At 71.7% G+C, this 19,344-nt stretch carries 17 protein-coding genes and 2 pseudogenes; 12 read left to right on the forward strand and 7 right to left on the reverse strand.

Annotated features, from left to right (window positions below; translation table 11 throughout):
• Nucleotides 1-74 precede the first annotated feature (74 nt).
• Nucleotides 75-1,715 carry a sigma-70 family RNA polymerase sigma factor gene (locus ABZ386_RS18950; RefSeq protein ID WP_358965216.1) on the forward strand — a complete coding sequence of 547 codons (1,641 nt, stop codon included), beginning with the start codon at nt 75-77 and terminating at the stop codon, nt 1,713-1,715.
• Here the strand turns inward: ABZ386_RS18950 and ABZ386_RS18955 are convergent.
• Nucleotides 1,660-2,424: a glycerophosphodiester phosphodiesterase gene (locus ABZ386_RS18955; protein ID WP_351341349.1), complete on the reverse strand. Its 765-nt coding sequence runs from the start codon at nt 2,422-2,424 to the stop codon at nt 1,660-1,662. The genes ABZ386_RS18950 and ABZ386_RS18955 overlap by 56 nt on opposite strands.
• Nucleotides 2,421-3,552: pseudogene (locus ABZ386_RS18960) on the reverse strand (adenosine deaminase). The gene ABZ386_RS18955 and the pseudogene ABZ386_RS18960 overlap by 4 nt, the downstream one beginning before the upstream one ends.
• Before the next feature lie 143 nt (nt 3,553-3,695).
• Between ABZ386_RS18960 and ABZ386_RS18965 the strand changes: the two are divergent.
• Nucleotides 3,696-4,343 carry a DUF4190 domain-containing protein gene (locus tag ABZ386_RS18965; RefSeq protein WP_351341352.1) on the forward strand — a complete coding sequence of 216 codons (648 nt, stop codon included), beginning with the start codon at nt 3,696-3,698 and terminating at the stop codon, nt 4,341-4,343.
• A gap of 68 nt (nt 4,344-4,411) precedes the next feature.
• Nucleotides 4,412-4,876 (forward strand): DUF4190 domain-containing protein, encoded by a 465-nt coding sequence (locus tag ABZ386_RS18970; RefSeq protein WP_356522564.1) that lies wholly within the window; start codon nt 4,412-4,414, stop codon nt 4,874-4,876.
• Between the two features lie 43 nt (nt 4,877-4,919).
• On the opposite strand, the gene ABZ386_RS18975 is transcribed toward ABZ386_RS18970, so the two are convergent.
• The gene (locus tag ABZ386_RS18975; protein ID WP_358965218.1) at nt 4,920-5,489 is read right to left on the reverse strand and encodes an NADAR family protein; all 570 of its coding nucleotides are present in this window, start codon (nt 5,487-5,489) and stop codon (nt 4,920-4,922) included.
• 200 nt (nt 5,490-5,689) lie between these two features.
• Between ABZ386_RS18975 and ABZ386_RS18980 the strand changes: the two genes are divergently transcribed.
• The 7 genes from ABZ386_RS18980 to ABZ386_RS19010 all read left to right on the forward strand — a co-directional run bounded on the left by ABZ386_RS18980 (nt 5,690) and on the right by ABZ386_RS19010 (nt 13,471).
• Nucleotides 5,690-7,225: a gamma-aminobutyraldehyde dehydrogenase gene (locus ABZ386_RS18980; RefSeq protein WP_358965220.1), complete on the forward strand. Its 1,536-nt coding sequence runs from the start codon at nt 5,690-5,692 to the stop codon at nt 7,223-7,225.
• Nucleotides 7,226-7,280: 55 nt separating this feature from the next.
• Nucleotides 7,281-8,528, forward strand: a complete 1,248-nt coding sequence (locus ABZ386_RS18985; protein ID WP_358965222.1) for a spermidine/putrescine ABC transporter substrate-binding protein — start codon at nt 7,281-7,283, stop codon at nt 8,526-8,528.
• Nucleotides 8,525-9,679, forward strand: coding sequence for an ABC transporter ATP-binding protein (locus ABZ386_RS18990; protein WP_355718033.1), 1,155 nt, complete (start codon nt 8,525-8,527; stop codon nt 9,677-9,679). Before ABZ386_RS18985 ends, ABZ386_RS18990 begins: the two co-directional genes overlap by 4 nt.
• Nucleotides 9,679-10,608, forward strand: coding sequence for an ABC transporter permease (locus tag ABZ386_RS18995; protein WP_351341370.1), 930 nt, complete (start codon nt 9,679-9,681; stop codon nt 10,606-10,608). The genes ABZ386_RS18990 and ABZ386_RS18995 overlap by 1 nt, the downstream gene beginning before the upstream one ends.
• 1 nt (nt 10,609) lies before the next feature.
• Entirely contained in the window at nt 10,610-11,410 is an 801-nt protein-coding gene (locus ABZ386_RS19000; RefSeq protein WP_351341373.1) for an ABC transporter permease, read from the forward strand.
• Between the two features lie 18 nt (nt 11,411-11,428).
• Nucleotides 11,429-12,847 (forward strand): FAD-dependent oxidoreductase, encoded by a 1,419-nt coding sequence (locus tag ABZ386_RS19005; RefSeq protein WP_358965225.1) that lies wholly within the window; start codon nt 11,429-11,431, stop codon nt 12,845-12,847.
• Between the two features lie 168 nt (nt 12,848-13,015).
• Nucleotides 13,016-13,471, forward strand: coding sequence for a hypothetical protein (locus tag ABZ386_RS19010; protein ID WP_351341379.1), 456 nt, complete (start codon nt 13,016-13,018; stop codon nt 13,469-13,471).
• Between the two features lie 113 nt (nt 13,472-13,584).
• On the opposite strand, the gene ABZ386_RS19015 is transcribed toward ABZ386_RS19010, so the two are convergent.
• Nucleotides 13,585-14,268, reverse strand: a complete 684-nt coding sequence (locus ABZ386_RS19015) for a phosphatase PAP2 family protein (protein WP_358965227.1) — start codon at nt 14,266-14,268, stop codon at nt 13,585-13,587.
• 56 nt (nt 14,269-14,324) lie between these two features.
• On the opposite strand from ABZ386_RS19015, the gene ABZ386_RS19020 reads away from it, so the two are divergent.
• Entirely contained in the window at nt 14,325-16,076 is a 1,752-nt protein-coding gene (locus ABZ386_RS19020) for an acyltransferase (RefSeq protein WP_358965229.1), read from the forward strand.
• Nucleotides 16,077-16,083: 7 nt separating this feature from the next.
• Here the strand turns inward: ABZ386_RS19020 and ABZ386_RS19025 are convergent, their stop codons facing one another.
• Nucleotides 16,084-16,413 (reverse strand): helix-turn-helix domain-containing protein, encoded by a 330-nt coding sequence (locus ABZ386_RS19025; protein WP_351341388.1) that lies wholly within the window; start codon nt 16,411-16,413, stop codon nt 16,084-16,086.
• A 114-nt stretch (nt 16,414-16,527) separates the two neighbouring features.
• On the opposite strand from ABZ386_RS19025, the gene ABZ386_RS19030 reads away from it, so the two are divergent.
• Nucleotides 16,528-17,409, forward strand: coding sequence for an NAD(P)-binding domain-containing protein (locus tag ABZ386_RS19030; RefSeq protein ID WP_355718020.1), 882 nt, complete (start codon nt 16,528-16,530; stop codon nt 17,407-17,409).
• 8 nt (nt 17,410-17,417) lie between these two features.
• Here ABZ386_RS19030 and ABZ386_RS19035 read toward each other — a convergent pair.
• Together ABZ386_RS19035 and gabT are read right to left on the reverse strand one after the other, a co-directional pair.
• Nucleotides 17,418-17,632, reverse strand: a pseudogene (locus tag ABZ386_RS19035) (phosphoesterase); the annotation flags it as partial.
• Between the two features lie 205 nt (nt 17,633-17,837).
• Complete coding sequence (gene gabT / locus ABZ386_RS19040) at nt 17,838-19,172, reverse strand: 4-aminobutyrate--2-oxoglutarate transaminase (protein WP_358965232.1); 1,335 nt, start codon at nt 19,170-19,172, stop codon at nt 17,838-17,840.
• Between the last annotated feature and the right edge of the window lie 172 nt (nt 19,173-19,344).

Genomic DNA, 19,344 nt, shown 5'->3' on the forward strand with positions numbered 1-19,344 from the left:
CATGGCGAGGACCCCGGTACCGGCTGAGAGGGTGCGTGCGGAACATCAGTGAACCCAGGCGTCGAGAGGGCACCGTGGACAGTCAGCACTGGCGCGCCGTCATCACGGCGGCGCAGTCCGGCGACCGGCAGGCGCTGGACGAGCTGGTCGCGGGCTGGCTGCCGCTGGTCTACAACATCGTGGGCCGGGCCCTGAACGGCCACGCCGACGTCGACGACGTCGTCCAGGAGACCATGCTGCGCGCGGTCGGCAACCTCGGCTCGCTGCGCGACCCGGACAGCTTCCGGTCCTGGCTGGTGGCGATCGCCATGCGGCAGATCCGGGACCGGGCCCGGCGCCGGACGGCGGACCGGCTTCAGGAGACACCGGCCGCCGACTTCGCCGAACTGACCGTGCTGCGCCTCCAGCTGGAGGGGCAGCGGCGCGAGGTCGCCGAGGCGGTGCGGTGGCTGGACGACGAGGACCGGCAGCTGCTGTCGCTGTGGTGGCTGGAGGTCGCCGGGGAGCTGACCCGGCGCGAACTGGCGGACGCCGTCGGTATCACCCGGCAGCACGCCGCCGTGCGCGTCCAGCGGATGAAGGAGCGCCTGGAGACCTCGCGCGGCATCGTCCGCGCCCTGGACGGCGCCTGCCCCGACCTGCGCGAGCTGACCGGCCGCTGGGACGGCAGGCCCGACTCGGTGTGGCGCAAGCGGCTCGCCCGGCACATCCGCGGCTGCGGCTACTGCGGCGACACCCGCGAGTCCGTCGTACCGGCGGAACGCCTCCTCGTCGGCATCGCCCTGGTCCCGCTGCCGGCCGGGTTCACGCTGTCGCTCGCCTTCGGCGGGAAGACGGCCGCGGCCGCCACGTCCGCCGGCTGGTCCGCCAAGCTGCTGGGCGCGCTCACCAAGCCCGCCGTCGCGATGACGGCGGGCGCGACGATCGTCGCGGGCGGCGCCTACGTCGTCACCCAGCCGCCGGACGCCCCGCCGCCCCGGGCGGCGGTCACCCCCACGGCGACGGCCACCACCCCCGGACCGCCGTCGCCCTCCGCGCCGCCCACCCCCGAGCCCTCGCCGTCGCCGTCGAAGAAGGCCGACCTCTACGGCACGGTCGTCGACGCCGTCGACCGCGCCCCCGACCCGGACGCCCGGCCCGCCGCGCTGCCGCGCCGCCCCGAGTCGGGGCTCACCAGCACCGGCGGACCGAAGACGGTCATGCAGCACCGCGGCGACAGCGTGACGTTCACCGGGCAGGGCTATGTCCTGGTCCGCTGGCAGATCTCGCCGAAGTCCCGGCCGGGCGCGCTGGTCATGCCCAGCTGGACCGGCCTGAAGGGGAAGCTGTTCCACGTGGCGTCCGGCGGCTGGCGCCGGATGGACGACCCGCTGCCCGGCGCCCCGAACGGCTATGCCACCGGCATGGGCGGCCCGGACATCGGCTGGGCCGTCCTGCCGCCCGGCACCCAGCAGATGTGGCAGAACGAGTACTTCTACCTCGACGGCACCGTCACCCTCACCCAGAACGAAAGGGGTTGCGACTACGGCCTGACCGTCTTCCCGTCGAGCTGGGCGGCCGTGGACAAGGACATCAACGAGGGCCCCGGACAGGGCGGCGCCCTGCGCTACGGCCTCGTCCGCGACACCGGCACGGACAGCGCGCCGGTGCCGCAGTACGTCACCCGCGAGGCCCCGGCCGATCCGGCGACGGTGCCGCAGCGCTCGCGCGTGTAGCGCACAGCACGTCGACGCGGTTGGTCGTGATCGAGTCCACGCCCGCGGCCAGCAGGCGCCGCATGGAGCGGCGCGTGTCGGGGGTCCAGACCGACAGCAGGTAGCCGTCGGCGTGGACCCGGTCGGCGAGCGGGCGGTCCACCAGGGAGAAGCGGTAGTTGAGCCAGCGCGGGCGGATCGCCTCCAGCAGCACGGGCCGCGGCGGCGCCAGCGTCGTCCAGGTGAGGGCGATCTCGGCGTCCGGGTCCGCCGCGCGCACGGCGAGCATGGCGTCGGCGCCCGCGCAGTAGTAGACGCGGTCCGCCGCCGAGGCCTCCCCGACGGCATCCATGACCCGGCGCACCGCCCGCACGTCGGGCGAGCCGGGCAGGTCGATCATCACCCGGTGCCCGTCGGTCGCGGCCAGCGCCTCCGTCAGGGTCGGCACCCCGCCGCCGGTCAGCCCGCGCACCTCGTCGAAGGAGAGCGCGAGCACCGGCCGCTCGTGCTCCCAGAGCCGCTTGAGCGTCGCGTCGTGCAGCAGCACCGGTACGCCGTCCCGGGTGAGCCGTACGTCGATCTCCACCGCGTCCGCGCCCCGGCCGAGCGCGGATTTGAGCGAGGCCACGGTGTTCTCGCGGACGCGGTAGGGGTCGCCCCGGTGGGCCACGGCGGTCACGGCCCGCGCGGGGCGCTGTGCCTGTCCGGGGCGCTGTGCGGAGGACGTCACCGGTCGAGCCACCCCGCGGTGTACGTGTCGATCTCGCCCTTGATCCTGGTCTTGCCGGCGTCGTCCAGGAAGGACACCTCGACGGCGTTCTTCGCCAGGTCGGCCAGGCCCCGCTCGTCGAGGCCGAGGAGCCGGGCGGCGACCGCGTACTCGTTGTCCAGGTCGGTGCCGAACATCGGCGGGTCGTCGGAGTTGATCGTGACGACGACCCCGGCCCGCACGAACTCCTTGATCGGGTGCTCGTCGAGGGTGCGGACCGCGCGCGTGGCGATGTTGGAGGTCGGGCACACCTCCAGCGGGATCCGGTGCTCGGCGAGGTGCGCGAGCAGCTTCGGGTCCTGCGCGGAGCTGGTGCCGTGCCCGATGCGCTCGGCCCGCAGGTGCGTCAGCGCGTCCCACACCGTCTCCGGGCCGGTGGTCTCGCCGGCGTGCGGCACGGAGTGCAGCCCGGCCGCGATCGCCCGGTCGAAGTAGGGCTTGAACTGCGGCCGGGGCACGCCGACCTCCGGACCGCCGAGTCCGAAGGAGACCAGGCCCTCCGGGCGCAGCCGGTCGTCGGTGGCGAGCCGGGTCGTCTCCTCGGCGGCCTCCAGGCCGGCCTCGCCGGGGATGTCGAAGCACCAGCGCAGCACCGTCCCGAACTCGGCCTCGGCCGCCTTACGGGCGTCCTCGATCGCGTCCATGAAGGCCCGCTCGTCGATGCCGCGACGCGTGGACGAGAACGGCGTGATGGTCAGCTCGGCGTACCGCACCTGCTGCCGGGCCAGGTCCCGGGCCACCTCATAGGTCAGCAGCCGGACGTCCTCCGGGGTGCGGATCAGGTCGACGACCGACAGGTACACGTCGATGAAGTGCGCGAAGTCGGTGAACGTGAAGTAGTCGACCAGGGCCGCGGGGTCGGCCGGCACCTTCGAGTCGGGGTGCCGGGCGGCCAGCTCGGACACGATCCGGGGGGAGGCGGAGCCCACGTGGTGCACGTGCAGTTCGGCCTTGGGCAGTCCGGCGATGAACGCCTTCAGGTCGCGTGGGGCCTGGGGGTCGACGAGATGCTCGGTCAAGGGTTCCTCCCCGGAACGGCGCCCCGGCCGGAGCGTGGCTCGGGCGGGCGCGGGTGATCGGCTGATCGATGACTCGGGCTTCATCCTAGGCCGTGGTGCGGCGCCCCCAGGGGCGCGGGGAACCGCGCGACCGGCCCCCCGTGCACCCGCACTGCGACACGCGTGAAGCGCCCCGTAGCATGGCGGGACGATCGACCCAGGGGGGATGCACAGATGACGGACCCGACGCAGCCCGGCGCAGGCGGCGGCCACGACCCGTGGGCGCCCCCGGAGAACAAGCCGTCGCTCGACAAGGACCAGCCGCCCACCCAAGGGCCGCCGTCCTCCGTGCACGACCAGGCCACGGTCACCTCGATGCCGAGCGCGGGCTTCACCCCGCCCACCGGCACGCCCCAGTTCGACAGCACGGGCGCCGGGGCGGTCCCACCCCCGCCGGTCGCCCCCGGCGGCTACGGCTACCCCGGCTACCCCCAGGGCGGGACCGGCTACCAGGCCGGGGCCGGCTACGGCTGGCCCGGTATGCAGCCGGCCCCGCAGAACGGCATGGGCATAGCGGCGATGGTGCTCGGCATCATCTCCTGCACGCTGTTCTGCCTCTACGGCGTGGTCTCCCTGGTCACCGGCATCCTCGCCGTCGTCTTCGGCATCAAGGGCCGCAAGCGCGCCGAGGCCGGTGTGGCCACGAACCACGGCCAGGCCCAGGCGGGTCTGATCATGGGCATCATCGGGATCATCCTCGGCATCACCGTGATCGTCCTGATCGCGGTCGGCATCACGGCCGCCATCAACAGCGACGACTCGTACGACAGCGACCCCTACGGCGCCCACGCCCCGATCGCCACCGCCCCGTACCACCGCTGAAACTCCCGTACGGCGCTTCGAAGTTGGCCACTACGATTCCCTGGTCTGACAACGAGGGGAGATCGTCCATGTCCAACACCAATCCCGCGCCCGGTGGGTTCGGGCCGCCGTCCCAGCCTCCGCAGCAACCGGCTCCCGGCTACGGCTACCCGCAGCAGTCCGGCCCGGGCTACGGCTACCCCCAGGGCGGCCCGGGCTACCCGGCCGCGCCGCCCGCGGGCTACCCGCAGGCCCCCGGCTACGGGATACCTCCGCAGCCGAGCAACGGCATGGGAACCACGGGGCTGGTGCTGGGCATCATCGGCGTGGTGTGCAGCGTGACCTTCCTGCTGTGGTTCTTCGGCGTGGTCCTGGGCATCCTGGCGATCATCTTCGGCGCCATCGGCCGCGGCAAGGCCACCCGCGGCGAGGCCACCAACAAGGGCGCGGCGACCGCCGGCCTGGTCTGCGGCATCATCGCCACCGTGATCCTGCCGCTGCTGGGCTTCCTGCTGTTCGCCAGCATCATGGGCGGGCTCGGCGCGGCTGCCTGACCGAAGCCTCACGGAGGGGCCGGTCCCGGGGCCGGCCCCTCGCTCACGCCGTGCGCAGCCGCTCCCGCGCCTCCATCAGCGCGAACCCCAGCAGATTCGGCCCCCGCCACCGCTCCGGGTCCATCGCCGCCTCGTCGCCCGCCGCCAGCCCGATGCCCCACACGCGGTCCACGGGGCTCGCCTCGACCAGCACGCGGTCGCCGGTGTTCAGCAGGAACTCCCGCAGGTCCGGATGGGCGCCGAACTTGTGGAGGGAACCCTCCACGACGATCCGGAACCGCTCCCGCGCCCATATCGCCTCGTCGAACCCGCGCACCAGCCGCCCGGCCTTCTTCGCCGCGGCGGGAGTCCCGGCCGCGAGCACGGCACGCTCGGTCGCCGCGTCCTCGAAGAGCCGGGCCTTGCCGGCCATCATCCAGTGCTCGGCCGTCGCGTACTCCACGCCGTCCACCGTGAAGGGCGACGGCCACCACTGGCTCAGACAGCTCGGCCCGATCCGGCCGTCGGGCCGCGGCCGGTGCCCCCAGAAGTGCAGATACTCGACCTTGGCGCCGGCGCGGACCGCCCTGATCAGGGCCTCCCGCGAACCGACCGCCCCCGTGATCTTCTCCATGCGGGCGAGTCTGGCAGCCACCACTGACACAGCGTCCCGCCTTTTCCCGGCGGACTCGCCACCTGGTCGACAGATTCCGTCGCGTAACCAAAAATCAACAACGGAATCCCTTGTTGGAGTCCCATCCCTCTGTCAGGATCGGCACTCAAATCGAGCCTGAGCCACGCCGGCCCCCTCGCGGGGACACGGAGGAGAGCGACATGCACAACCCGGGTACCGCCACCCCGGACCGATTCCCGGCCGAGGAGTGCTTCCAGGAGGGCGCGCAGTACATCGCGGGCCGCCTGACCAGGGGCACCTCCGGCCGTACGCACGCGGTCGTCGACCCGGCGTCCGGCGAGGAGGTGCTGCGCTACGAGCTCGCGAGCACGGCCGACGTCGACCGGGCCGTCGCCGCCGCCCGCGAGGCCTTCCCCGGCTGGGCGGGGACCACGCCCGGCGAGCGGTCCGACGCCCTGCACCGGTTCGCCGCGGTCCTGGCCGACCGGGCCGACGACTTCGCCCGCGCCGAGTCGCTCCAGTGCGGCAAGCCGCTGAAGCTGAGCCGGGAGTTCGACGTCCCGGGCACCATCGACAACACCGCCTTCTTCGCCGGAGCCGCACGGCTGCTGCAGGGGCAGTCCGCCGGCGAGTACTCCGGCGACCACACCTCGTACGTCCGGCGCGAGCCCATCGGGGTCGTCGGGTCGATCGCGCCCTGGAACTACCCGTTGCAGATGGCCGCCTGGAAGATCCTCCCGGCGATCGCCGCGGGCAACACCATCGTCCTGAAGCCCGCCGAGCTCACCCCGCTGACCTCGCTGCTCTTCGCCCAGGCGGCCACGGACGCCGGGATCCCGGACGGCGTGATCAACATCGTCACCGGCACCGGCAAGGAGGCCGGGGAACACCTCGTCGGCCACCCCGACGTGGCCATGACCTCCTTCACCGGCTCCACCGCCGTCGGCAAGCGAGTCGCCGAGATCGCCACCGCCACCGTCAAGCGCCTCCACCTGGAACTCGGCGGCAAGGCGCCGTTCGTGGTCTTCGACGACGCCGACCCGGAGGCCGCCGCCCACGGCGCGGTCGCGGGCGCGCTCATCAACACCGGGCAGGACTGCACGGCCGCCACGCGCGCGTACGTGCAGCGGCCGCTGTACGAGGACTTCGTGGCGCGGACCGCCGCGCTCATGGAGACCGTCCGGCTCGGCGACCCCTTCGCCGCCGGGACCGACCTCGGGCCGCTGATCTCGCACGTCCAGCGCGACCGGGTCGCCGGTTTCGTCGACCGGGCGCGGGCCTACGCGCGCGTGGTGACCGGCGGCGAGGCACCCGGGGGCGAACTCGCCCAGGGCGCCTACTACCGTCCCACCCTGATCGCCGACGCGCCGCAGGACAGCGAGGTCGTGCAGTCCGAGATCTTCGGACCGGTCCTGGTCGTGCTGCCGTTCGACACCGACGACGAGGGGATCGCGCTCGCCAACGACACCCCGTACGGGCTGGCCGCCTCCGCCTGGAGCCGGGACGTGTACCGGGCCAACCGGGCCACGCGCGAGATCAAGGCCGGCTGCGTATGGGTCAACGACCACATCCCGATCATCAGCGAGATGCCGCACGGCGGCTACCGGTCCTCCGGCTACGGCAAAGACATGTCAACGTACTCGTTCGAGGAGTACACCCAGATCAAGCACGTCATGTTCGACAACACCGCGGTGGCCGCGAAGGACTGGCACCGCACCGTCTTCGGGGACCGCTAGCCGTATCAGGCCGCCTGACCAGCGGCCGCCCACCCTCCGAAAGGGCACCACGCGCATGGAGCAGTACGAGCCCGACCGCCTCTCCCCGGCCCAAGTGGCCGCCCGGCGGCGCAGCTTCACCAACGGCAGGGCCGCCCTCACCCGGCGGTCCCTGCTGCGCGCCTCCGCGGGCGGCGCGCTCGCCGTCGGCGGTCTCGGGAGCTTGAGCGCCTGCGGCATCCCGGCGGCCGGTCAGTCGCAGGGCGGCGTCTCCGCAGAGGACCGCTCGGCCAAGGAGAAGACCGTGAACTTCTCCAACTGGACCGAGTACATGGACGTCGACGACAGCGGCAAGCACCACCCGACGCTGGAGCAGTTCACCAAGCGCACCGGCATCAAGGTCAGGTACACCGAGGACATCAACGACAACAACGAGTTCTTCGGCAAGATCAAGCCGCAGCTCGCCGCGGGCCAGGACACCGGCCGCGACCTGATCGTCCTCACCGACTGGCTGGCCGGGCGGCTCATCCGCCTCGGCTGGGTGCAGAAGCTCGACCCCTCCAACCTGCCGCACGCCTACGCCAACCTGTCCGCCCAGTTCCGCAGCCCCGACTGGGACCCGGGCCGCGCCTACTCGTACGTCTGGCAGGGCATCTCGACGGTCATCGCGTACAACAAGAAGGCCCTCGACGGTGTCGAGGTGAAGTCGATATCGGACCTGCTCGACAACCCCAGGCTCAAGGGCCGGGTCGGCTTCCTCTCGGAGATGCGCGACAGCGTCGGGATGACGCTGCTCGACATGGGCAAGGATCCGGCGACGTTCACGGCCGACGACTACGACGCGGCCATCGCCCGCCTGCAGAAGGCCGTCGACAAGGGCCAGATCCGCCGCTTCACCGGCAACGACTACACCTCGGACCTGACCAGCGGCGACTTCGCGGCCTGCGTCGCCTGGGCCGGTGACGTCGTCCAGCTCAAGGCGGACAGCCCCGACATCGACTTCCTCATCCCCGACAGCGGCTACATGACGTCCACGGACAACCTGCTGATCCCCAACAAGGCCCGGCACAAGACGAACGCCGAGCGGCTCATCGACTTCTACTACGAGCCGAAGCCCGCCGCCGAACTCGCCGCGTACATCAACTACGTGTGCCCCGTCGACGGCGTGAAGGCCGAGCTGGCGAAGATCGACGAGGACGCGGCGAACAACCCGCTGATCATCCCCGACAGGGCCATGGCGGCCAAGTCGCACGCCTTCCGCTCGCTGAGCTCGAAGGAAGAGACCGAGTTCGAAGAGAAGTTCGCGAAGCTGACGGGGGCGTGACCACCATGACGAACACCACCGACCAGGGCGGCGACGTCCGCCTCACCGGCATAGCCAAGACCTACGGCGCCTTCACCGCCGTCCACCCGCTCGACCTGACCGTCCCGCAGGGCTCCTTCTTCGCCCTGCTCGGCGCCTCCGGCTGCGGCAAGACCACCACCCTGCGCATGATCGCCGGGCTGGAGGAACCCTCCGCCGGCAGCGTCTTCCTGGGCGACCAGGACGTGACGGCCCTCCCGCCGTACAAGCGGCCGGTGAACACCGTCTTCCAGTCCTACGCCCTCTTCCCGCACCTCGACATCTTCGAGAACGTCGCCTTCGGGCTGCGCCGGCGCGGTCTTAAGTCGGTGAAGAAGCAGGTCGAGGAGATGCTCGACCTCGTCCAGCTCGGCGAGCAGGCCCGCAAGAAGCCGCACCAGCTCTCCGGCGGCCAGCAGCAGCGCGTCGCCGTGGCGCGCGCGCTGATCAACCACCCCAAGGTGCTCCTGCTCGACGAGCCGCTCGGCGCCCTCGACCTGAAGCTGCGCCGCCAGATGCAGCTGGAGCTCAAGCGCATCCAGACCGAGGTCGGCATCACCTTCATCCACGTCACGCACGACCAGGAGGAGGCCATGACCATGGCCGACACGGTCGCCGTGATGAACGCGGGCCGCGTCGAGCAGCTCGGCTCCCCGGCCGACCTGTACGAGAACCCGCGCACCACGTTCGTCGCCAACTTCCTCGGCACCTCGAACTTCATCGAGGCCGAGGTCGACTCCAGGAGCGGCGAGGAGATCGTGCTGAAGGCGGGCGGCGGCAAGCTGGTCCTGCCCGAGGCGCGCTGCTCGGCGCCCACGGGCACCGGCGGCAAGGTGCTGGCCGGGGTCCGCCCGGAGAAGATCGCCCTCACCCACGCCGACGACGCCGGCGAGATCCCGGCGGGCCGCAACCGCATCACCGGCCGGATCGCGGACTCCAGCTTCATCGGCGTCTCGACGCAGTACGTAGTCGACAGCCCGGTCTGCGCCGACTTCGAGGTCTACGCCCAGAACATCGACCGCGACCCGCGGCTGGTGCCGGGCGCCGAGGTCGTCCTGCACTGGAACCCGGCCCACACCTTCGGCCTGGACGCCGCCCAGGACGCCGAGGCCGGAGTGGAAGAGGCGGTCTGATGAGCACACTCACCGAGGCGCCACCGCCGCTCGCGCCCGAGGCGCCCGAACCGAAGCCGCCGAAGCGCAGAGGCCGCTTCACGCCGTACTGGCTGCTGCTGCCCGGCATCCTCTGGCTGCTGCTGTTCTTCGCGCTGCCGATGATCTACCAGGCCTCCACGTCCGTGCAGACGGGCTCACTGGAGACGGGCTACAAGGTCACCTGGCACTTCGCCACCTATTGGGACGCCCTGTCGGCGTACTGGCCGCAGTTCGTCCGCTCGGTGCTCTACGCGGGCACGGCGACGATCCTGTGCCTGCTGCTGGGCTACCCGCTGGCGTATCTGATCGCCTTCCGGGCGGGCCGCTGGCGGAACCTGATCATGATCCTGGTGATCGCGCCGTTCTTCACCAGCTTCCTGATCCGCACCCTGGCCTGGAAGACGATCCTCGCGGACGGCGGCCCGGTCGTCGGCGCGCTCAACACGCTGCACGTCCTGGACGTCACCAACTGGCTCGGCTGGACCGCCGGCGACCGCGTCCTCGCGACGCCGCTCGCGGTGGTGTGCGGCCTGACGTACAACTTCCTGCCGTTCATGATCCTGCCGCTCTACACCTCGCTGGAGCGCATCGACGGCCGGCTGCACGAGGCGGCGGGGGACCTGTACGCCCGCCCGTGGACGACGTTCCGCAAGGTGACCTTCCCGCTGTCGATGCCGGGTGTCGTCTCCGGCACGCTGCTGACCTTCATCCCGGCGGCCGGTGACTACGTCAACGCCGATCTGCTCGGCTCCACGGACACCCGCATGGTCGGCAACGTCATCCAGACGCAATTCCTCAGAGTGCTCGACTATCCGACGGCCGCGGCACTCTCCTTCATCCTCATGGCGGCCATCCTCCTCATGGTCACCCTCTACATCCGCAGGTCCGGGACGGAGGATCTGGTCTGACATGCCCTTCGTCAACTGGCTCAAGAGAAATCTCGTCGTCATCGCGGGACTGCTGACGCTCGCCTATCTGCTGCTGCCGAACATCGTCGTGACGGTGTTCTCCTTCAACAAACCGAAGGGGCGCTTCAACTACGAGTGGCAGCAGTTCTCCCTGGACGCCTGGAAAGACCCGTGCGGGGTCTCCGACCTGTGCGGCTCGCTGTCGGTCAGCCTCCAGATCGCGTTCTGGGCGACCCTCGGCGCCACCCTCCTGGGCACGCTGATCGCCTTCGCCCTGGTCCGCTATCGGTTCCGCGCCCGCGGCGCCGTGAACTCGCTGATCTTCCTGCCGATGGCGATGCCCGAGGTCGTCATGGCCGCCTCGCTGCTCACCCTGTTCCTCAACATGGGCGCACAGCTCGGTTTCTGGACGATCCTCATCGCGCACATCATGTTCTGCCTGAGTTTCGTGGTCACGGCCGTGAAAGCACGCGTGATGTCGATGGACCCGAAACTGGAGGAGGCGGCACGGGACCTGTACGCGGGCCCGTTCCAGACGTTCCTCCGCGTCACCCTGCCGATAGCCGCCCCGGGAATCGCGGCGGGCGCGCTGCTCGCCTTCGCGCTCTCCTTCGACGACTTCATCATCACCAATTTCAACGCGGGCTCGACCGTCACCTTCCCCATGTTCGTCTGGGGCTCGGCACAGCGCGGAACGCCCGTCCAGATCAATGTCATCGGCACGGCCATGTTCGTCGTCGCCGTACTGTTCGTCCTCGTTTCCATGGCCGTCGGCAATCGCCGCAACAGACAAAAGGCATAACCGTAGGGAGTTGACATCATGGCCCCGAGCGCCATGAATCAGTGGATCCGATCGCTTTCCGACGCCCAGCCGGTCCCGTACTGGCTGGACGACCCCGGCCGGCCCCGTCCCGAACCCGCCCTCACCACCTCCGAGACCTGCGACCTGCTGGTCGTCGGGGGCGGCTACAGCGGACTGTGGACGGCGCTGATCGCCAAGGAGCGCGACCCGCGGCGGGACGTGGTGCTGGTGGAGGGCCGCGAGGCGGGCTGGGCCGCCTCGGGCCGCAACGGCGGATTCTGCGCCGCCTCCCTCACCCACGGCCTGCCCAACGGCCTCGCCCGCTGGCCGGACGAGATCCACACGCTCCAGGAGCTGGGCGCCCGCAACCTCGACGCGATCGAGGCGGCCGTCGCCCGGCACTCCATCGACTGCGACTTCGAACGCACCGGCGAGATCGACGTCGCCACCGAGCCGTACCAGGCGTGGGAACTGCGCGACTGGCACGAGGAGATGTCCCGCCGCGGCCTCGCCGACGGCGTCGAGTACCTGGACGCCGACGCCGTACGGGAACAGGTGAACTCACCCACCTTCCAGGCGGGCCTGTGGGACCGCAGGGGCGTCGCCATGCTGCACCCGGCGAAGCTCGCGTGGGGCCTGAAGCGGGCGTGCATTCGATCGGGCGTGCGCGTCTACGAGCACACCCCCGCGCTGAACCTGAAGCCCTACGGCGCCGGCATGGCCGTACGCACCCCCTACGGCCGGGTCCGCGCCCGCCGGGTCGCCCTCGGCACCAACATCTTCCCCAACCTGGTCAGACGCGTCCGCTCCTACACCGTCCCCGTCTACGACTACGCCCTCATGACCGAGCCGCTCACCGCCGGCCAACTGGCCTCGATCGGCTGGAAGAACCGCCAGGGCCTCGGCGACAGCGCCAACCAGTTCCACTACTTCCGCCTCTCCGCCGACAACCGGATCCTCTGGGGCGGCTACGACGCGATCTACCCCTACGGCGGCCGCGTCCGCGCCGAGTACGACGACCGGCCCGAGACCTACGCCAAGCTCGCCGGGCACTTCTTCACCTGCTTCCCGCAGCTGGAGGGCGTCCGCTTCTCCCACGCCTGGGGCGGCGCGATCGACACCTGCTCCCGCTTCTCGGCGTTCTTCGGCACCGCCCACCAGGGCAGGGTGGCCTACGCGGCCGGGTACACGGGGCTCGGCGTCGGCGCCACCCGGTTCGGCGCCGAGGTGATGCTGGACCTGCTGGCGGGGGAGCGCACCGAGCGGACCGAACTGGAGATGGTCCGCAGGAAGCCGCTGCCGTTCCCGCCCGAGCCGTTCGCCTGGACGGGCATCGCCCTCACCAAGTGGTCCCTGGCGAGGGCGGACGCACAGGGCGGACGCCGCAACCTGTGGCTGCGGACGATGGACCGGCTGGGGCTGGGCTTCGACAGCTGAGCCGGTGGGCTGTGAGCCGGTTCACTCCAACGAGGAGCCGGAAGCCGCGTAATGACGGCGAGAGACCCCCTTCTCCCTCGTGACGCCCTCGGGACGCGCCGCGCGTCCACGAGGACCACGGGATCCACGAGGTCCACGGGATCCACGAGAGAGAAGGAGGTCCTCCCGATGACCGGTGCGAAGACGGCCGTCGAGTGGCTCGCATCCGTCGCACCCGACCCCGAGGCCTGCCGCTGGGAATGGGAGCGCAACCCGCTCGGGGTGGCGCTGCTGCCCGCGGGCAGCGCCTGGGACGTGCTCATCCTGCCCGGCGAACTCGGCTACGCCACGCTCGACGTGCTGAGCCGCGTCCTCGACCAGCCGGGGCCCGTGCTCGTCGACTTCGGCGACGCGCGCATGGGCTTCTTCGTGCCGCCGGGCACCGCGGCCCGCTGGCTCGGCACGGGCATCCGCACGGCCGGCGCCGGCACCTGGATCGTCGTGCCGTACCCGGGCCGTTCCTCACCCGGCGGCGTCCGCTGGCTGGTCCCCCCGGACGGCTCGGGCACGCTGACGGACCCGGCGCTGCTGGAACTGGCGATGCACGAGGCGGCGGCGGGGCTGGCCACGGAGCACGACGATTAGGGCCCTTCTGATGGATCTCCGTGGGAGAAGGAGCGGCGTTCGGTGCGTGCGATCGGCGAGCGGGCGTGCCGGCGTCGCGACGCCGCGGAGATCCATCAGAAGGGCCCTAAGCCCTACCGGGGCTGCTCGGACGGCCCGGTCCGCCCGAGGAACAGCCACAGCGACGACAGCAGCACCGCGCACAGACACCAGCTCGCCACCACGTCCAGCGGCCAGTGGTAACCCCGGCGGACCAGGCCGTAGCTGACACCGAGCACCAGCAGGGCGCAGATGGCGACCAGCGCGCGGCGGGCCAGGGGCGTGCGGAGCCGGGGGAGCAGGAGCAGGGTCGCGGAGCCGTAGGCGATGGCGGCCGTGGCGGTGTGGCCCGAGGGGTAGTAGCCGGTGCCGGGCGGGACGACCGGGGTGCCCGGGCGGTCCGTGAGTTCCTTGAGCGGGACGACCAGCGCCGGGACCAGGGTCATGAGCAGGGCCGCGGCGGCCACCGGCAGCCACCAGCGGTCGCCGCCGGAGCGGCGGGCGCGTACGGCGACGTACCCGAGGACGACGGCGAGGACGGGGACCGCGACCTGGATGTTCCCGAGGTCGGCGAGGAGTTCGGACGCGCGGTCGGGGGCGACGAGGCCGCGGCTGACGCGTTCGTCGAGCCGGATCAGCGGGCCGTCGGCGACGACCTGCCAGGTGATCAGGGCGAAGAGCAGGGCGGGGAGGCCGAACAGGAGGGTCAGGAGGCCCGGGTGTGTTCTCCTGCCCCGCGTGGGGGACGTGGCGCGCTCCTGGTTCGCGGGGATCGGCATGGGGCACAGCTTGGCACGAGCACAGACGCCCACTCGCGGCCCCCTCGGAGGATCACGTGAACCAGCCGGCGAACGACGACGGCCTCTTCGAGCACTGCCCGTGGCTCTTCGCCGCGCAGGCGTCCGACGGGCAGCGCGCGGCACAGGAGCAGCGGCAGCGGCGGCTGCTCGCGGGGCCGGGGCCGGTGCGGCTCGGGGCGGACTGCTTCGTCGCGGAGACGGCGGCCGTGCACCCGGACGTCCTGCACCTGGGCGACCGCTCCTACATCGCGGCCCACGCCTATGTCACCGGCGACATACGCACCGGCGCCGACTGCACGATCAACCCGTTCACGGTGGTGCGCGGGACCGTCACCCTGGGGGACGGGGTGCGCGTCGGCGCCCACACCTCCCTGCTCGGCTTCAACCACGGGACCGTGCCCGACCTGCCGGTCCACCGGCAGCCCGTCACCAGCCGTGGGATCACGGTCGGCGACGACGTGTGGATCGGCTCGCACGTGGTGGTGCTGGACGGCGTGACGATCGGGGACCACTGCGTCGTCGGGGCGGGAGCGGTGGTGACGAAGGACCTGCCGGCGTGGACGGTGGCGGCGGGCAACCCGGCCCGGCGCATCCGGGACCGGCGGGATCCGAGGGGTGAGGGGCCAGGCCCTGCCCACGTCCTCGGCAAGGCCCACCACGATCCGCACGACAGCGCGGACCGGCGTCCCGCCCTCGCTGCTCTCGCCGAGGAACTCGCCGCGTTCGCAGGAACCGCCCGGGCCCAGGCCCCCGACCTGCTCGACCGCTGCCGGCAACCCGGCACCGGCCGCTACGTCGACCGGCCCGGTGTCCAGCCGACCGTGCGGGCCCACTGCGACGCCGTCGAGATCGCCGACCTGCTGCTCCGGGACGTGCCGCCCCAACTGTCCGCCGCCGAGCACGTGGAGCGGCTGCGGACGTTGCAGGACCCCGCCACCGGGCTGGTCCCCGAACACGGCGCGGCGCCGCCGCTCCCCGGCCCGGCCGGGCTGCCGGACGACGACGGTGCCGCGGCCTACCACGTGCTGTGCGTGGGCTACGCGCTCGACCTGCTCGGCAGTTCCTTCGCCCACCCGGTGCACGCGGTGCGCGGCACGACCGCGGACCGGCTGATCCGGCACCTGGCCGCACTGCCCTGGCGCGACCGCGCCTGGCACGCCGGGGCCTGGGTCGACTCCTGGGCCACCGCCGCGCACTGGAACCTGCGCCTCGGGGCGGAGGCGGCCGCGCCCGGCGCGCTGGAGGCACTGTTCGGCTGGCTGCACACCCACGCCGATCCCTGGACCGGCATGTGGGGCTCGCCCACCCCCGAGGCCGGACGCCTGCAGATGGTCAACGGCTACTACCGGCTCACCCGCGGCTCCTTCGCCCAGTTCGGCCTGCCCGTGCCGTACGCGGAGCGCGCGATCGACACCGTCCTGGATCACGCCCGCGACCCCCGCCACTTCGCCCCGGGCCGCGAGAACGCCTGCAACGTCCTGGACGTCATCCACCCCCTGTGGCTCTGCGCCCGGCAGACCGGCCACCGCTCCCAGGAGACCCGGGCCTGGGCGGCGGACCGGCTCACCGCCGCCCTGCGCCGCTGGCACCCGGGCCACGGCTTCGCCTTCGGCCCCACCCTCGACGGCAGCGGCCCGGGCCGCGAACCCGGCCTCCAGGGCACGGAGATGTGGCTCGCCATCATCTGGCTGCTCGCGGACGTACTCGGCCTCGCCGACGTCCTGGGCTACCGCCCCCGCGGCATCCACCGCCCGGAACCGGCCCCGGCCGCCGCGAAACCGTCCTGACCCCGGCTCACGGAATGGCCTCGATCCGTTCCAGATTCTCCTCGCCCCATTCCCCGAGCGGTGCCATCGCGGCATTGAGGGAACGGCCGAATTCCGTCAGCGAGTACTCCACCTTCGGCGGAACCTGCTGGTGCACCTCGCGGTGCACCAGACCGCTGTTCTCCATCTCCCGCAGCTGAAGGATGAGCATCCGTTCGCTGATTCCGGCCACCGCGCGCCGCAACTCGCCGAAGCGCAAAGGGCCTTCCCCCAGCGAGAACAGAATCAGGCCCTTCCACTTTCCGCCCATCACGGCTATGGCGGCATCCAGCCCGCAGGTGAACGTACGCTTCGCCATCCGGCCCTCCCCACGAACAAAACTGTCAGTACCCGAGAAAAATGTAGGTACTTGAGGGAATGTACGCGACCACCCAGCATGGACTCCCGTAAAAGAAAACAAGGGAGAGAAAACATGGCTGGAGACCACCCCGCGCCCGTGACCGTCATCGGACTGGGGTCGATGGGCCGGGCCCTCGCCGGGGCGTTCCTGGCGGCAGGACACCCGACCACCGTCTGGAACCGCACCCCGGGCCGAGCCGGGCCGCTGGTGGAGAAGGGGGCCGTGCACGCGGAGTCGGTCGCGGACGCCGTCGCGGCAAGCGGACTGGTCGTCACGTGCCTGACCACCTTCGAGGACACCCGCGCGGTACTGGAACCGGCCGCCGGGGCGTTACGGGGCCGGGACGTCGTCACCCTGAACAGCGGCTCCCCGTCCGGCGCGCGCGAGACCGCCGCGTGGGCCACCGCGCACGGCGCCCGCCTGCTCGCCGGAGCGGTCAAGAACGTGCCGGCGGCCGTGGGAGCACCGGACACCCTGCTCTACTACAGCGGCGACCGGGCCGTCTTCGACGCGCACGAGACGACCCTCAGGGTGCTGGGAGGCGACACCGTCCACCTCGGGGAGGAGCCCGATCTCGCCGCGTTGTACGAGATGGCGGTGGGCGCGATGCTGCTGCCCGCGCTCGTCGGGTTCTTCCAGGGGGCCGCCGCCGTCCAGGCGCGAGGACTGCGGGCGGAGTCGACGGTGCGGTTCGCCGGCAAGTGGCTCGACATGATCAAGACGCTGCTGCCGGTCTACGCCGCGGAGATCGACAGCGGTGACTACGGCGACGCCGCCAGCTCGGTGGACCTCTTCCTCGCGGGCGCGGCCCACGACCACGACCTGGCCGAGGAGACGAACGTCGACACCGCCTGGCTGGCTCCCCTGCACGACCTGCTGCGGCGGGCGGCCGAGGCGGGCCACGGGCGGCACAGCATCGCGGCACTGACCGAAGTGCTCAGGAAGGGGGCGTAGAGGGAGGTCGGCCGCCCCGGAACAGGGGGGGTGGTTCCGAGGCGGCCGTCCGGACCGGAACGTCGCCGCCCCGGGGGGTTTGGGGCGGGCGACTGTCCGATCGGTGAGGAGATCCAGAGCCTCAGGCTCCGGTTGTGTGCGCGAGGGCACGACCAGGTCGAAGCTGGGGAGGCCCCGGCCTGATGTCACCCACAGTCCCCTGTGGGCGGGGTGTATCTCTCATCTGGGTAGAACCTACGACAGGGGCAGGGCGCAGGACAGGCCGCAGGGCCCCCTGTCATCCACCTCGCACACCTTCTTCACACGCTCTGCCGCTCGCCGCCGCGGTAGCGGAACCCGGGCGGCTCACCTGCCCCGACGGCGGCTCATCTGCCCCGACGGCGGCTCGGATGCGCGGACCGACGGGGCAGGGTGCGGGCAACACCGGGTCAGATGCGGGAGAAGGCCTGCTCGATGATGTCGAGGCCCTCGTTCAGCAGGTCCTCGCCGATCACCAGCGGCGGCAGGAAACGGAGCACGTTGCCGTAGGTGCCACAGGTCAGGACCAGCAGCCCCTCGGCGTGGCAGGCCTTGGCAAGTGCGGCGGTCGCCTCCGGATTCGGCTCCTTGGTGGCCCGGTCCTTGACCAGCTCGATGGCGATCATCGCGCCGCGTCCGCGGACATCGCCGATGACGTCGAACTTCTCCTGCATGGCGGACAGGCGGGCCTTCATGACGGCCTCGATGTGCTGCGCCCGGGCGTTGAGGTCGAGCTCCTTCATCGTCTCGATGGAGCCGAGCGCACCGGCGCAGGCGACCGGGTTGCCGCCGTAGGTGCCGCCCAGACCGCCGGCGTGCGCGGCGTCCATGATCTCGGCGCGACCGGTCACGGCCGCCAGCGGCAGACCACCGGCGATGCCCTTGGCCGTGGTGATCAGGTCCGGGACGATCCCCTCGTCCTCGCACGCGAACCACTGGCCCGTGCGGCAGAAGCCCGACTGGATCTCGTCGGCCACGAAGACGATGCCGTGGTCGGAGGCGAACTTCCGGATCGCCGGCAGGAAGCCCTTGGCCGGCTCGATGAAGCCGCCCTCGCCGAGCACCGGCTCGATGATGATCGCGGCCACGTTCTCGGCGCCGACCTGCTTGCTGATCTGGTCGATCGCCTGGGCGGCGGCCTCGGGGCCCGCGTTCTCGGGGCCGGTCGGCCAGCGGTAGCCGTACGCCACCGGCACCCGGTACACCTCGGGCGCGAACGGCCCGAAGCCGTGCTTGTACGGCATGTTCTTCGCGGTGAGCGCCATCGTCAGGTTGGTCCGCCCGTGGTACCCGTGGTCGAACACGACGACGGCCTGCCGCTTGGTGTACGCCCGCGCGATCTTCACGGCGTTCTCGACGGCCTCGGCGCCGGAGTTGAACAGCGCGCTCTTCTTGGCGTGGTCACCGGGGGTCAGCTCGGCGAGCGCCTCGGCGACCTCGACGTACCCCTCGTAGGGCGTGACCATGAAACAGGTGTGGGTGAAGTCGGCGAGCTGCGCGGACGCCCGCCGTACGACGGCCTCGGCGGAGGCGCCGACGGAGGTCACGGCGATGCCCGAGCCGAAGTCGATGAGCCGGTTGCCGTCGACGTCCTCGATGATGCCGCCGCCCGCACGCGCCGTGAACACGGGCAGCACCGAGCCCACACCCTGCGCGACCGCGGCGGTACGGCGGGCCTGCAGCTCCTGGGACTTCGGTCCGGGGATGGCGGTGACGACGCGACGCTCCTGCGGAAGTGCGGTCATGCGGGGCTCCTGGGGTGGTGCGGAGGGTGACATACGGACGCTTGGCTTCTTTTCTCGCAGGCTAGGGCGGGGAAAGGAGGGTGGGCATGCTCCATGTGGGCGTTGTCGGCGCGGCGGCTTGTCCGGGGTGGACATGGCGGCCTGATGGGCTGCTGCCCACGACCCGGCCGCG

Origin of the sequence: Streptomyces sp. NPDC006140 (assembly GCF_040628815.1) — a bacterium.
Lineage (GTDB): Bacteria > Actinomycetota > Actinomycetes > Streptomycetales > Streptomycetaceae > Streptomyces.